Raw genomic sequence first — 14395 nt, forward strand, 5'->3', positions numbered from 1 at the left:
CGCGATCAGGCGCTCAGACCGGGCGCCTGATCGATGAGCAGATTCGTCATGACGTCGGGTTTGCCGATCAAATACCCCTGCAGATAATCAATGCCCAGCGCCACTGCAGCATCGCGGATTTGTTCGTTTTCGACATATTCTGCCACCACCTGCATATTCTTCATTCGCGCCAGATGGCATATCGAGGCCACAATCTGGTAATCCAGGCTGTTACTGACAATATTACGAATAAAACTGCCATCGATTTTCAGGATATCCGCATCCACATCCTTCAGGCGAGCATAGCTGGCGTAGCCGGTACCAAAATCATCTATCGCAATCCGACAGCCCATTTTTTGCAGCTGGCCCATGATCTGGTTCGCCAGCCCCGCATTGCCGAAACTGCTGCTTTCGGTGACTTCAAAAACAAGCTGCCAGGGCTCAATGGCATATTTTTGCAGCAGACGGTTGACCTCAAGCGGCAACTGGGCGCGGCAAACCGCGCTGGGTGAAAGATTGATCGCAAAGCGCTGACCCGGCATAGAGACGCGATTGTCGGCCATAAACTGCAAAGTCTTCTCCAGCACCCACAAGTCGATCCGCGAAGAGAGGCCAAACTCCTGGGCCACGGGTAAAAACAGATCCGGAGCGATCATTTCGCCTTTATCGTCGCGCATTCGCAGCAGCACCTCATGATAGTGATCCCCGCGAATTCCCTGAACAGGCTGCACCATCAGAACAAAGGCGTCGTTTTCCAGCGCCCGCTGCACGCGGTTCATCATCTCGACTTTATCTTTCAGCCCGCGCTGCATATTAAGGGCACCACGCTGCTGCAGATTTTCTGGATGGCAGGTGGAGAGGGAGAGATCGGCGATGGTGCTCAGCTCACCCAGCAAAAGATAGAGATGGGCGACGGGCGAGCGCACGTAGCAGTAGCTCACTCCCACCTGCGGTTGTAGCGGCATCCCGTCCCAGTAGAAACGAAAGCGTTTAATTTGCTGATCCAGTTCCTCAATCCGGGTCTGGTAGGATTCGGTATTGAGGCGTAGCGCCAGATCGTGTCCGGAGAGTTGATAGACGCACTCATCAGGCTGCAGGTAACCGTTCAGCCACTCCGCCAGTTTCTGTTTGTACTGTATCCGGAGCAGGACGCCGTAATTACGCCCCAGCACTTCCAGCTCCGGTATGCGCAGGAAACAGAGCGCTGACCAGGGCCTTTCACCCAGCGCGCGGCTGAGCGCACGCAGGTTAGGCATATGGACGACCGGATCCAGAAATGCCAGACGACGAGCACGAATGCTGATGGCGCGCTGACGTGTTGCCAGCATGCCCATGTACACCACGACGAAGGTAAAGACGAGGTAGCTGGACGAGGTGATCGTGAGCTGGATGTCATACCCCTCTGACAGCGGAATATAGCGATAGAAATAGTGTATAGAGACAATCAGCACCGGCGTCCAGAGCAGTGACATCAGCTTATAACCGAAACGCATTGAACCCCAGAGCATAACCGGCATCAGCAGTGACAGGGTATAGTTGGTGCTGAAGATAGAGCTGTTCTCGTTCATCGGCCATAACAGCATTCCCAGCAGGATGCCGTTGATGATAAGCCAGAGCACGATCTCCAGCGCGGTAACCTTCGGGTCGAATTGAGCACGAATCTGCGACACCAGGCTGCGCAGATAGCGCGGGTGGCGGATTGCGCGCAGCAGCACGTAGCAGAACGGGACCCCGGTCAGACAGCCTACCAGCAGTCCCTGGTAATTAATTAACGAGCGGATACCCGTGTCGCTGAGCCCGGCCAGGTGAAAACGGGTTTCGTAAACGCCAAAATAGACAGCGAACTGAAAAAGTAAAAAGAAAAGCGTCGCCGGGCAGAACATTTGCCAGAACAGGCGTGATGCCATTAGCCGGGTATTACCGTAGGCGACACGATTACGCCGCGGCGAAAAGACCCGGTATCCTCCCCAACTGAGTATGACCGGAATAAGAAAATGTGCGGTGGCAATGGTGGTCTCAAAACCGCCTATTGCGGGGTAGTAATGAAGTACCAGCGCCAGAATCATGCCCGGCAGCGCCACAAGACCATAAAAGAGGGTTAGCGCCAGTAGAAAGGCCAGGGGCATATAATAAAGTACGACGATGCCGCCTTCGACCTCGGTATAGGTTGTAGCCTGGCGCACCAAAGGCATCAGCAGAAGGGGTAGGATCAGGGGCAGCGCCCACCAGCGATTTTTGTATTGTTGATATAACGCGAAAATTGTCATAGATGCCATTTAAACCCGCTCGTCCCCAAGGGTAATTTCAGACAGGCATCCAACCTGACGCTTGTTAACCGTGGAGGCTTGAAGGAGGCTCTCACGGAGGAGGTGAGATTTTATAAAGCATCCCTGCGCGGCAATTGACTTAAATCAAACTTTTTAATATCCAGAATCAATAATCACATTTTTTAACGATATTTTTGTACGATTTATCAATGGTGTAAATTAACTGATTAATATACATAACAATGGATTATTTAAATGCTGACAGAATTTTACATAAGCATTAATTGACCCCGCTTCGCCGCTATGCCTTAATGAGCCTATCGCCCGGAAGGGTATTATCTGGATAACATTGTGAGTCAGGCTACACGTATGCGAAAACGACATCGGTTTAACACTCGGATGACGCGCATCATTTTGCTTATTAGCTTTCTCTTCTTCTTTGGCCGCTTCGTTTATTCCTCGATAGGTGCCTGGTATCATCATCAGGACAAACTCGAGTCGCAGCAATCCTCCCTCTCTGTTGATACTGCCGTTCGGTAACCCTTATTGCGGAATAAATAAAATTCCTTCATTGACCTTGCCTGCTATTTTTCCTGCTGCAGCAGTCTGATCAATCCACTTATGCCTTTGCTAAGAATTTTGTCCTGACGCATGACAATGGCCAACTGGCGATGTAATACCGGCGTTAATGACAATACGCATAACCCTTCGCGATCGGCCACCTGCTCTACCGCCATACGCGGAACGATGCTGTACCCCAGCCCGGCGCGAACCATCCGTTTTATCGCTTCGATGCTACCCAGCTGCATCACCGGTTCCGGCTGTAACCCACTCGCCTGAAACCAGGCGTCAATAAGCGCACGCGTTCCACTTCCCGACTCAAACGCTATCAGCGGCAGGGTGTGTAACGAATCCGGTGTGGGCACACACTCCTCCTCCTGCGCAGAAATACAGACAAACTCCTCATCGAGAATCGGTGTAATTTCCAGCCCTCTGCCGCTGACCGGCATCGTCACCAGACCCAGATCGAGGCGATTCTCTTCAATAGCGCGCACCACGCCGGGGGTATTGCCGGTGGTCACCCCCACCTTCAGCAGCGGGTACGTCTCCCGCAACTGCTGCAACAGCGGCGGTAGCAGATGAATACAGGCCGTCGCTCCTGTGCCAAGCGACACTGTCCCGCTCACTTCATGGCTGAACGCATCCAGCGAACGCAGGGTCTCTTCGACCGCCTGCTCAATACGTTCGCCGTGGGTCAGCAATGCCAGACCGGCGGCAGTGGCCTTTACGCCCCGTCCGGTGCGCTCGAGCAGTCGTGAACGTAAAAAATGTTCCAGTTGCCGGATTTGTAAACTGACGGCAGGCTGCGAGATCCCCAGCACGTCTGCCGCTGCGGAAAAGCTTCCCCGCTGAATAACCAGCCGGAAGGTGGCCAGATGTGCCAGGTTGAGCGTCGTCATACAAAGTTTCTCTTATACGGGTGATAACCGTCAGGACCTGCCTGCACCTTACCGCGCCCAGTATGCTCGGGACAACTGCATAACGGAATGAAAGATAATGAAAACGTCCGCCCTCCCCCGCGCATTACCCCTTGCCGCTGGCTGTAATCAACTCATCAACTGGGGGATTTCGTTTTATATGCCCGGGACCTTCGCCCGGGCGATTTCCGCCGACAAAGGCTGGTCATCTGTGCAGATCTATCTCGGGCTGACCTTCGCGATGCTGGTGATGGCGGGCGTATCGCCTTTTGTTGCCCGCCTGCTGGCGCGGCTTGGCGGGCGGCGGGTGGTGATGAGCGGCACCTTATTGATTGCGGCCAGCTGCGTAGGGATGGCTTACACCCCCTCGCTCGCAGGCTGGTACGGCGCCTGGCTGCTGGCCGGCATCGGTATGCGCCTGTCGCTCTACGACGCTCTCTTCGCCTCTCTGGTTAATCTGTATGGCCAACAAGCACGAAAAACGATATCCCGCGTGACGCTGGCGGGTGGACTGGCCTCCGCCGCCTTCTGGCCGTTCGGCGACGCCCTGCTTAACATCATGCGCTGGCAAGATGCGCTGCTGATCTATGCGCTTTGTGGCGTGCTAAGTGCCATTTTGATTCGCCAGCTTCCGTCCCAGCGCTGCCCGGTGAAGCGAACCCCGCCGGCCCGCGCCACAGGCAACGACCGACGTAACGCAGGGTGTTATGCCGCCTTCATTGCGTTAATCACTTTTGTCTCTAACGGCACCTCTACCCACCTTCCGGAATTTATCGCCAGCTGTGGCTTACCCATGGCTATCGGTATGTTGTGGGGTACAGGACAAACCGGCGCACGTTTTATGGAGGTGGCGGCAGGCCAGCATCTTACGCCGCTTCGGCTCACGCTGATTACCGCCCTGGCCATGCCGCTCTGTTTTTTACTCGGGTTGAGCAGTTCATTTTTTGCCTGGTCCGCCGCTGGGTTTGTGCTGGGCTATGGGGCGATTAACGGGCTGGTGACCATTGTGAAAGCCACCCTGCCGCTGCAGCTGTTTGCCCCAGAAGAGTACGCCAGACGCACCGGGGTGCTGTTGATCCCGGCCCAGCTGATGGCCGCAGTCTCTCCGCTGGCCTATGCGTGGTTGAACCGGACATTGGGGATTACCGGTGCGATGTGGCTGTCATGGGGGCTGACGCTGGTAATTACCGGGCTGGCGGTGTCTATTGTGAAAAATCAGCCGGGGCATCCCTGCCCTGCGTGATTGAAACACAACGCCACCGTCAATGGTCAGGCTTGCTCCGGTGATATAGCCGGATGATTCCCCGGCAAGCCATGCCGCCATGTTGATAGTTATACGTCGTGGCGCCAGATCCAGGCCGGGAATGTGCACCCTCGCTGCGACAGCCGCTTTACTCATGGCATACACGTGCTGCCCGCATGCGCGGAATGTATCGCACTGTATCCACCTCTCCCTGCTTACGCAGCCATACAAAAAAGCCGCCCGCAGCAAACAGACCCGATACATAAAAATGGTCTTCTATGTCTGTCGCAAATGATTACCGAAGAGGAGTCCCCCGAATGAAGCATCGAAACTTACTGCTGGCGCTGCTCGCACTGACGTCAGGCTGCACCTGGGCCGCGCCGTTAAGCGGACTGAGTGCCGCGGAGGTTAATGGCCCCGCTGCCGTTGCGCCGCTTGAACAGCCCCAGCCTCCGGCGAAGCTGATTGTCGATCCGCCCCTGGCGGGCCCGCTGAGTAAAGGCGCGGTCTTTATTCAGTACCGCACAGAGAACATGCGCATCGAACCCGTTTTCGGGCCCGGGGCGCTAAAAGTGACGCCACGCATTGGCCATATTCACGTCATCGTCGATGACAATCCCTGGCACTGGGCCGACGCCAGCGGTGAGCCGGTCATTCTGGTGGGGCTGCCTGCTGGCCAGCACAAGGTGACGATTATTCTCGCCGACCCAACCCATAAGCCTGTTGATCGTAAAACCATTGAATTCACCGTGCCACCGCATGCTGCGGTTATGCACTGAACACAACCACTGATCTATTTTTGAGGATTTAAACCATGAAAACATTACTGATTGCTGTTCTGACCTTCTCTGCTGCCATGGCTTCTTCCGCTTTCGCTGCTCAGGAAATTAACCAGCCTCACGGGCAACAAAAGATTGGCACCATTTCCGACAGCAGCGGCGCAACGTCGCTTACGGATCTGGAGGCGAAACTGCAGGCCAAAGCCGCCGAAGCGGGCGCCAGCGCGTTCCGCATTACCTCCGCCGGGGGCAATAACACTCTGTCTGGTACCGCAGATATTTATCGCTGAGGTCGTCATGATGAAAAAACTGTTTACGCATACGCTAGCAGCAGGCCTGCTGCTGGCCGCCGCCAGCGGCGTAGCGCTGGCGAGCAGCGATAAAACCGTGGTGTTGGTGCATGGTGCTTTTGCCGATGGCAGTAGCTGGAACTCTGTGATCAATAAATTGCATAACCAGCATACCGAGGTCATTGCCGTTCAGCTGCCGCTCACCTCGTTAAAAGATGATGTTGCCGCGACTCAGCGCGCCATCGCCCGGGCTCACGGTGATGTGGTGCTGGTGGGGCACTCCTGGGGCGGGACGGTAATTAGCGAGGCGGGCAACGATGCGCGGGTCAAAGCGCTGGTCTATGTGGCGGCATTTGCCCCGGATTCGGGCCAGTCGACGGCGAATCTGGCCGGAAGCTACCCTGCCCCACCGGGCAGCGCAGGCATCGCTAAGACCGCGGACGGTTATCTTTACCTACCGGGCAAATCGGTAAGCGAGGATTTTGCGCCGGACATTAAGGCGGGCGAGCAGAACGCGCTGACCGCCACTCAGGGCCCGATCCGTGCAGATGCCTTTGCGGAAAAGGTGACCCATGCGGCCTGGCACGACAAACCGAGCTGGTATGTGGTCAGCAAGAATGACCGGATGATCAACCCGGATCTGGAGCGCACCATGGCGAAGGCGATTCATGCCAAAACCACCGAAGTGGCGGCAAGCCATGTCTCGATGGTGAGCCATCCGGAGGAGATTGCCCGGACGATTGAGCAAGCGGCGCAATGAGCAGGCAATAAAAAGCCCGCGGGTAGCGGGCTTCAATAAAACGCGATTATCGGGCGGGGATTATTCCCACTCGATCGTCGCCGGTGGCTTACCGCTGATGTCATACACTACGCGGGAGATACCGTTCACTTCATTGATGATGCGGTTAGAGACGCGACCCAGGAAATCATACGGTAGATGCGCCCAGTGTGCGGTCATGAAGTCGATGGTTTCCACCGCACGCAGGGAGACAACCCAGTCGTATTTACGGCCATCGCCCATTACGCCTACAGAGCGAACCGGCAGGAACACGGTGAACGCCTGGCTCACTTTGTTATACAGGTCGGCTTTGTGCAGCTCTTCAATGAAGATCGCATCGGCACGGCGCAGCAGGTCGCAGTACTCTTTCTTCACTTCGCCCAGCACGCGCACGCCGAGACCTGGCCCCGGGAACGGGTGACGGTAAAGCATGTCGTACGGCAGACCCAGCTCCAGGCCGATCTTACGCACTTCGTCTTTAAACAGCTCACGCAGCGGTTCAACCAGGCCCATCTTCATCTCTTTCGGCAGGCCGCCCACGTTGTGGTGAGATTTGATGACGTGTGCTTTACCGGTGGCAGAGGCCGCAGACTCGATTACGTCAGGGTAGATCGTACCCTGCGCCAGCCATTTCACGTCTTCCAGCTTCAGCGCCTCTTCGTCGAACACTTCGACAAACACGCGACCGATGATTTTACGTTTCGCTTCCGGATCGTTTTCACCGGCCAGCGCGTCCAGGAAGCGCTTCTCGCCTTCCACGTGAACGATGTTCAGACCGAAGTGGTCGCCGAACATATCCAGCACCTGCTGGGCTTCGTTAAGACGCAGCAGACCGTTGTCCACGAAGACGCAGGTCAGATTTTTGCCAATAGCGCGGTGCAGCAGCATCGCGGTCACGGAGGAGTCCACGCCGCCGGAGAGGCCAAGAATCACTTTGTCATCACCAACCTGCTGGCGGATGCGCTCCACGGCGTCGTCGATGATTTTTGCCGGGGTCCAGAGGGCGTCACACTGGCAGATGTCACGCACGAAGCGCTCCAGCATGCGCATCCCCTGACGGGTGTGTGTCACTTCCGGGTGGAACTGCACGCCATAGAAACGTTTTTCTTCGTTCGCCATGATCGCGAAGGGGCAGCTTTCGGTGCTGGCAACGGTCACGAAGTCGGACGGGATAGCGGTAACTTTATCGCCGTGGCTCATCCATACGTCCAGCAGCGGTTTGCCGTCTGCGGTCAGGGAGTCTTCGATACCGCGCACCAGTGCGCTATCGCTCACCACTTCTACCTGCGCATAGCCGAATTCACGTTCAGTAGAGCCTTCTACGTGGCCGCCCAGCTGCATTGCCATGGTCTGCATGCCGTAGCAGACGCCAAAGACCGGCACGCCCGCTTCAAACACGTACTGCGGTGCGCGTGGACTGTTCTCTTCGGTGGTGCTTTCCGGGCCGCCAGACAAGATGATGCCGCTTGGGTTGAACTCGCGAATCTGTGCTTCCGTGACATCCCATGCCCACAGCTCACAGTAAACGCCCAGCTCACGGACGCGACGTGCCACCAGCTGCGTGTACTGAGAACCGAAATCGAGGATAAGAATGCGATGTTTATGAATGTTTTCCGTCATTGACGCTAATTCCGAGGCAAGTGAAACAAAATCGCCCGGCATATAGCCGGGCGTGGAAACTTATCAGGAGCCCATACGGTAGTTCGGGGACTCTTTGGTGATGGTCACGTCATGGACGTGACTTTCCTGAATACCCGCACCGCTGATACGCACAAATTCCGCTTTAGTACGCAGCAGGTCGATAGTACCACAGCCGGTCAGACCCATACAGGAGCGCAGGCCGCCCATCTGCTGGTGAATGATCTCTTTCAGGTAGCCTTTATAGGCTACGCGGCCTTCGATACCTTCCGGCACCAGTTTGTCTGCCGCGTTATCGGTCTGGAAGTAACGGTCAGAGGAGCCTTTGGACATCGCGCCCAGAGAGCCCATCCCACGGTAGGATTTGTAAGAACGGCCCTGGAACAGCTCGATTTCACCCGGGGACTCTTCGGTACCGGCCAGCATGGAGCCAACCATTACCGCTGCCGCACCGGCCGCAATCGCTTTGGCGATGTCGCCGGAGAAGCGGATACCGCCATCAGCGATAACCGGGATGCCCGTGCCTTCCAGCGCTTCAACCGCGTCGGAAACGGCGGTGATTTGCGGAACGCCCACGCCGGTGACGATACGGGTCGTACAGATGGAGCCTGGGCCGATACCCACTTTCACCGCGCTGCAGCCTGCTTCCGCCAGGGCGCGAGCGCCTGCGCCAGTCGCGACGTTACCGCCAATAATCTGCAGATCCGGGTATTTTGCACGGGTTTCACGAATACGTTGCAGCACGCCTTCGGAGTGGCCATGAGAGGAGTCAATCAGCAGCACGTCAACGCCTGCGGCAACCAGCGCATCAACGCGCTCTTCGTTGCCCGCACCTGCGCCAACCGCAGCACCGACGCGCAGACGTCCATGCTCGTCTTTACAGGCGTTCGGTTTACGTTCTGCTTTCTGGAAATCTTTTACGGTGATCATGCCGCGCAGATGGAAGCTATCATCCACCACCAGCGCTTTCTCAACGCGTTTTTCGTGCATCTTCGCAAAGACCACTTCGCGGGATTCGCCTTCACGCACGGTAACCAGACGCTCTTTCGGAGTCATATAAACGCTAACTGGCTGGTTCAGGTCGGTGACGAAGCGGACGTCGCGGCCAGTGATAATACCCACCAGTTCGTTATCGGAGGTGACAACCGGGTAGCCTGCAAAGCCGTTACGCTCGGTCAGCGCTTTAACTTCGTGCAGCGTGGTGGTTGGCAGAACAGATTGCGGGTCGGTAACGATGCCAGATTCATGTTTCTTCACGCGGCGAACTTCTTCTGCCTGACGCTCGATAGACATGTTTTTATGAATAAAGCCAATGCCGCCTTCCTGAGCCAGGGCGATAGCCAGGCGCGCTTCAGTCACGGTGTCCATTGCCGCGGAGAGCATAGGAATGTTCAGGCGAATGGTTTTGGTTAACTGCGTGCTGAGGTCGGCAGTATTCGGCAGAACGGTGGAGTGAGCGGGAACGAGGAGGACGTCGTCAAACGTCAGTGCTTCTTTAGCGATACGTAGCATGGGCAATATCTCTGACCTGGGTGGTTAAATATTGCCGTGGCATTATACAGAGCGTAACCGATTGCATCTACACTTTTTTAGAAAAAAGCTTGCGATCGCCTCTCAGCAGGTTACTATCGACTGAATAACTTGCTGATTTAAAATTTGATCCCGCTCACATGTTATCCTCTCAATCCCCCTCAATTTTTACTGTCAGCCGCCTTAACCAGACGGTGCGTTTGCTGCTTGAGCAGGAAATGGGGCAAGTCTGGATCAGCGGTGAGATCTCTAACTTTACCCAGCCCTCTTCCGGCCACTGGTACTTCACGCTAAAAGACGACACCGCTCAGGTGCGCTGTGCAATGTTCCGCAACAGCAACCGTCGCGTCACGTTCCGTCCTCAGCATGGCCAGCAGGTTCTGGTACGCGCCAATATTACGCTGTATGAACCACGCGGTGATTATCAAATCATCGTCGAGAGCATGCAGCCTGCGGGCGAAGGGCTGTTGCAGCAAAAATATGAACAGCTAAAAGCGAAACTCTCTGCAGAGGGGTTGTTCGATCAGCAATATAAACAACCTCTGCCCGCTCCGGCTCACTGTGTTGGCGTAGTTACCTCGAAAACCGGTGCGGCCTTGCACGATATTCTCCACGTTCTGAAGCGTCGCGATCCCTCCCTGCCCGTCATCATCTACCCCACCGCGGTTCAGGGGGATGATGCCCCAGGCCAGATCGTGCGCGCCATTGAACTGGCGAATGCGCGCCGTGAGTGTGATGTGTTAATTGTCGGGCGCGGTGGCGGTTCGCTGGAGGATCTGTGGAGCTTTAACGACGAGCGCGTAGCACAGGCCATCTTTGCCAGCGCCATTCCGGTGGTCAGCGCTGTCGGCCATGAAACAGACGTCACCATCGCCGATTTCGTGGCGGATTTACGCGCCCCGACGCCGTCCGCAGCGGCCGAAGTGGTGAGCCGCAATCAGCTGGAGCTGCTACGACAGCTTCAGAACGGGCAGCAACGCCTGGAGATGGCGATGGATTACTTCCTCGCAGAACGTACGCGTCGCTTTACCCAGCTCCAGCATCGCCTGCACCAGCAGCACCCTCAGCTGCGTCTTGCGCGTCAGCAAACCGTGCTGGAACGTCTGCGCCAGCGCATGAACGTTGCGCTGGAGGGCCAGCTCAAACGTGCGACCTTGCGTCAGCAACGCGTGGCCCAGCGCCTGAACCAGCAAAATCCGCAGCCGAAAATCTACCGTGCGCAAACCCGCATTCAGCAGCTTGAGTATCGGCTGGCCGAGAATCTGCGTGCGCGGCTCAGCAGCACGCGCGAACGCTTTGGCAACGCGGTTACCCATCTGGAGGCGGTCAGCCCCCTCTCTACCCTGGCACGCGGTTATAGCGTCACCACCGCGACCGATGGCAAAGTGCTCAAACAGACCCAACAAGTCAAAGCCGGCGATGTGCTGACGACCCGCCTGTCAGACGGCTGGGTCGAGAGTGAAGTGAAAGGCGTGACGGCCGCGAAAAAACCGCGGACCCGAAAAAAACAGCCCTAATCTGTAGGCGTATCGCCCCCCGGCGTGACGCAAAGCATCAGCCAGGATAAGGCAGAAAAGCTCATCAGCGCGCCAGCCGCGCCTATTGCTCCATACAGCTGCCCGAAGACAATCGCCCCGACAATCTGCCCGACCGCCAGCATTAAAAAGGCCAGACTCACCCCCATCGCGGGTGCAGAGGCGGCAATCGCCGCCCCCTGAACTAATAGCACGCCGGAGAGGATCACATAGCCCGCGCCGTTCAATGCCACGGCAGGTATCAGCCACCCGCTAAAGCCGTGGATCAGGGCGAGCAGAATAAGCGAAACCGCCATAAAAATTTGCGATCCCCGGTAGACCACCCGCATCCCTGTGCGCTGAGCTACGCTACCGGTTAATACCGCCGCAATGCCCGCTCCCCCGCTGATCAGCCAAAGAATATTCGTGGTGCCGCTCTCCAGCCCGGTATGACGTTGAAGCAGCTCCGGACCAAAACTCCACCACGCCGCGCTGGCGATACCGCTGACAAACGCGATCAGTAATAATCTCAGCATTGCCGGTTTAGCCAGTTGGGCCCGCCACCCCTGTTGCACCGCAGCCTGGGGGGCTTTACCCGCAGGGAGAAAGCGCCAGACAGGGATCAAGCAAAGCAGAGCCAGTAGCGCAAAAGCGACACAGGCGAATCGCCATCCTCCCGGCAGAAAAAACAGTATCGGTACCGAGAGGATGATCCCTCCGCTGGTACCCGCATTGATGACCGTATTCACTTGCGTGTTACGCTCAGGCGGTATTACCGCGCTGACCGCGCCGGCCAACGAGGGGGACGCCAGGCCTGAGCTCAGTCCCGCAATAAACAGTCCGATGGCCAGACAGAGCGGCGAAGGTGAAACGGCCAGTATCAGTAGCCCGACGGCCGCGGTGATGGCCGCGAGCGACGCCGTGAACCGGGCACCGAATCGGTTGGTTAACAACGACGCAAATAATACCGACAGGCAGTATGCCGCGTAGCTACAGGCGGCAATCAGACCGGCGGTTTCCATAGAGAGCGGGATGGCCTGTTTTATATCGGGCAGCATAATGCCCCATGAAAACCTTGCCATCCCATAGGTCACGGCGATCAAGACAAAACCGCTGAAGGCGAATGCCATGCTTTTTTTCATTCTGATCCTCGTTATGTACCCCGCTAAAACCTAATCCCTGAACCGGCGGAGTGCCAGTTTTACGCTGCGCGATTTGTCCGACTTATGCCCATCCCCGTGTCGATGGCTTACACTTACACTGGTTCTTTTTTCGGCATTGCCAGAAAACAGGAGAGCAGCATGACCCAGCCTTATAGCGTTATTCCCCCCTACATCTTGCGCCGCATCATCGATCGCGGCTCTGAATTACAGCAGCAGTGTGCTCGCCAGACATTAACCCACGTGCAGACCTTAATGGCCCATATGCCCGGCAAACCCGCCGCCCCGCACGTCAACAATGCCGGTCAGCTGGAGCGTGATATCTACGATGCCCGAAATCTGCAGGAGCTACCGGGAACGCAGGTTCGCTATGAAGGACAACCCTCAACCGGCGATATCGCGGTGGATGAGGCCTATGATTACCTCGGCGTCACGCATGACTTTTTCTGGGAAAACTATCAGCGCGATTCGCTGGATGGTAAGGGGCTAATATTGACCGGCACCGTACATTATGGCCGGGAATATCAAAATGCTTTCTGGAATGGCGAGCAGATGGTGTTCGGCGATGGCGACGGCGAAATATTTAACCGCTTTACCATCGCCATCGACGTGGTGGCCCATGAACTGAGTCACGGCGTGACCGAAACCGAAGCGGGATTAATTTATTACGAACAATCCGGCGCGCTGAACGAATCGCTTTCAGATGTCTTTGGCTCGCTGGTTAAGCAATACCATCTTAAACAGACCGCCCAGGAAGCCGACTGGCTTATTGGTGAAGGGTTGCTGGCATCCGGAATTAACGGGAAAGGGCTACGCTCCATGAAGGAGCCCGGTAGCGCCTATGACGACCCTCTGCTGGGTAAAGATCCGCAGCCAGGCCATATGAATGATTTCCTGAAAACCCGTGAGGATAACGGGGGCGTGCATATTAACTCCGGGATACCTAATCGCGCATTCTATCTCGCCGCGACCGCGCTGGGGGGCTATGCATGGGAGCAGGCCGGATATGCCTGGTATGATACGGTTTGCGACCGGGCCCTCCCGCAGGATGCCGATTTCGCGACTTTCGCCCGATTGACAATCAACCACGGGGGCAAACGGTCCGGCAGCGCAGTGGCAGCAGCAATCGAGGCGGCCTGGAAAACCACAGGAGTGCTGTAAATGCAGATTCCGGAATTGACTGAAGACGCTGTCGTTGAACTGGCGCGAGAAGGCGGCGTCGCCTTTATTCCAAAGTTAAGCGGCCTGCGCAGAATCGCGCTCTCTTCATTGAATGCGCAACAGCGCCAAAAAGTGGTAGAGATTCTGGACCAGGCGCTGGAGCTGGGCCAACCGCCCGGCCAGCCTGCGTCGCCAGGCCAGGGCGATCAGCGCTACTTTCGTATTCAGATCGTCTGGACCCGGCACAATCAGGCGCAATATACGGATGTCATCTTGCTGGTACCCGAACAGGAAGCGCCGCCGTCGCTGGTAGATTTGTGGTTGAAAGGCGAAGGTTGCGTTTGCGATTAAGCCTCTGGCAGAACAAACTCCACGCGCTTTTTCGAGATCAGACCGTGGCCATTCTGGCAAAAATAATCCACTGCGCCGCAAGCTTTTAAGACCTGCAAAGGCTGATGGCACTCCGGGCAAAGGGCTTGCAGCGCAATCTCTTTGTTACAGGCCGCGCAGTGCGCCAGGCCATTTTGCGGGGTTAATTCTGCATGACAATCGGGGCAGGTAACAGGCATTGTGACTCC

14 protein-coding genes are annotated in these 14395 nt (G+C 56.5%); 8 read left to right on the forward strand and 6 right to left on the reverse strand.

The window, feature by feature from the left end; genetic code table 11:
- Nucleotides 1-5: 5 nt before the first annotated feature.
- On the reverse strand, nt 6-2246 hold the full coding sequence (locus tag B3B59_RS15550) for an EAL domain-containing protein (protein ID WP_286809531.1): 2241 nt from the start codon (nt 2244-2246) through the stop codon (nt 6-8).
- A gap of 351 nt (nt 2247-2597) precedes the next feature.
- Between B3B59_RS15550 and B3B59_RS15555 the strand changes: the two genes are divergently transcribed.
- Nucleotides 2598-2786: a YfgG family protein gene (locus tag B3B59_RS15555; RefSeq protein WP_046884620.1), complete on the forward strand. Its 189-nt coding sequence runs from the start codon at nt 2598-2600 to the stop codon at nt 2784-2786.
- A 44-nt stretch (nt 2787-2830) separates the two neighbouring features.
- On the opposite strand, the gene B3B59_RS15560 is transcribed toward B3B59_RS15555, so the two are convergent.
- Nucleotides 2831-3706: a LysR family transcriptional regulator gene (locus B3B59_RS15560; protein WP_286809485.1), complete on the reverse strand. Its 876-nt coding sequence runs from the start codon at nt 3704-3706 to the stop codon at nt 2831-2833.
- A 97-nt stretch (nt 3707-3803) separates the two neighbouring features.
- Between B3B59_RS15560 and B3B59_RS15565 the strand changes: the two genes are divergently transcribed.
- From B3B59_RS15565 to B3B59_RS15580, 4 genes are all read left to right on the forward strand, one after another.
- On the forward strand, nt 3804-4967 hold the full coding sequence (locus B3B59_RS15565; protein ID WP_286809486.1) for an MFS transporter: 1164 nt from the start codon (nt 3804-3806) through the stop codon (nt 4965-4967).
- A gap of 317 nt (nt 4968-5284) precedes the next feature.
- Nucleotides 5285-5746 (forward strand): DUF6130 family protein, encoded by a 462-nt coding sequence (locus B3B59_RS15570; RefSeq protein ID WP_286809487.1) that lies wholly within the window; start codon nt 5285-5287, stop codon nt 5744-5746.
- 35 nt (nt 5747-5781) lie between these two features.
- Complete coding sequence (locus B3B59_RS15575) at nt 5782-6036, forward strand: DUF1471 domain-containing protein (protein WP_212478468.1); 255 nt, start codon at nt 5782-5784, stop codon at nt 6034-6036.
- A gap of 10 nt (nt 6037-6046) precedes the next feature.
- Nucleotides 6047-6796: an alpha/beta fold hydrolase gene (locus B3B59_RS15580; RefSeq protein ID WP_286809532.1), complete on the forward strand. Its 750-nt coding sequence runs from the start codon at nt 6047-6049 to the stop codon at nt 6794-6796.
- A gap of 60 nt (nt 6797-6856) precedes the next feature.
- Here B3B59_RS15580 and guaA read toward each other — a convergent pair whose 3' ends face one another.
- Nucleotides 6857-8434 carry a glutamine-hydrolyzing GMP synthase gene (guaA, locus tag B3B59_RS15585; protein ID WP_286809489.1) on the reverse strand — a complete coding sequence of 526 codons (1578 nt, stop codon included), beginning with the start codon at nt 8432-8434 and terminating at the stop codon, nt 6857-6859.
- A 63-nt stretch (nt 8435-8497) separates the two neighbouring features.
- On the reverse strand, nt 8498-9964 hold the full coding sequence (guaB, locus tag B3B59_RS15590) for an IMP dehydrogenase (protein WP_286783291.1): 1467 nt from the start codon (nt 9962-9964) through the stop codon (nt 8498-8500).
- Nucleotides 9965-10122: 158 nt separating this feature from the next.
- On the opposite strand from guaB, the gene xseA reads away from it, so the two are divergent.
- Nucleotides 10123-11499, forward strand: a complete 1377-nt coding sequence (xseA, locus tag B3B59_RS15595) for an exodeoxyribonuclease VII large subunit (RefSeq protein ID WP_286809490.1) — start codon at nt 10123-10125, stop codon at nt 11497-11499.
- Here the strand turns inward: xseA and B3B59_RS15600 are convergent.
- A complete protein-coding gene (locus tag B3B59_RS15600; protein WP_286809491.1) occupies nt 11496-12638 on the reverse strand; it encodes an MFS transporter in 1143 nt (380 codons plus the stop codon). The genes xseA and B3B59_RS15600 overlap by 4 nt on opposite strands.
- A gap of 159 nt (nt 12639-12797) precedes the next feature.
- On the opposite strand from B3B59_RS15600, the gene B3B59_RS15605 reads away from it, so the two are divergent.
- Both B3B59_RS15605 and B3B59_RS15610 read left to right on the forward strand, forming a co-directional pair.
- The gene (locus tag B3B59_RS15605; protein ID WP_040074532.1) at nt 12798-13817 is read left to right on the forward strand and encodes a M4 family metallopeptidase; all 1020 of its coding nucleotides are present in this window, start codon (nt 12798-12800) and stop codon (nt 13815-13817) included.
- Nucleotides 13818-14168: a protealysin inhibitor emfourin gene (locus B3B59_RS15610; RefSeq protein ID WP_046884561.1), complete on the forward strand. Its 351-nt coding sequence runs from the start codon at nt 13818-13820 to the stop codon at nt 14166-14168.
- Here the strand turns inward: B3B59_RS15610 and B3B59_RS15615 are convergent.
- Nucleotides 14165-14386 (reverse strand): zinc ribbon domain-containing protein, encoded by a 222-nt coding sequence (locus B3B59_RS15615; protein ID WP_040074530.1) that lies wholly within the window; start codon nt 14384-14386, stop codon nt 14165-14167. The genes B3B59_RS15610 and B3B59_RS15615 overlap by 4 nt on opposite strands.
- Nucleotides 14387-14395: the final 9 nt, after the last annotated feature.

The organism is Leclercia sp. UBA2479 (assembly GCF_002341985.1).
Taxonomy (GTDB): domain Bacteria; phylum Pseudomonadota; class Gammaproteobacteria; order Enterobacterales; family Enterobacteriaceae; genus Enterobacter; species Enterobacter pneumoniae.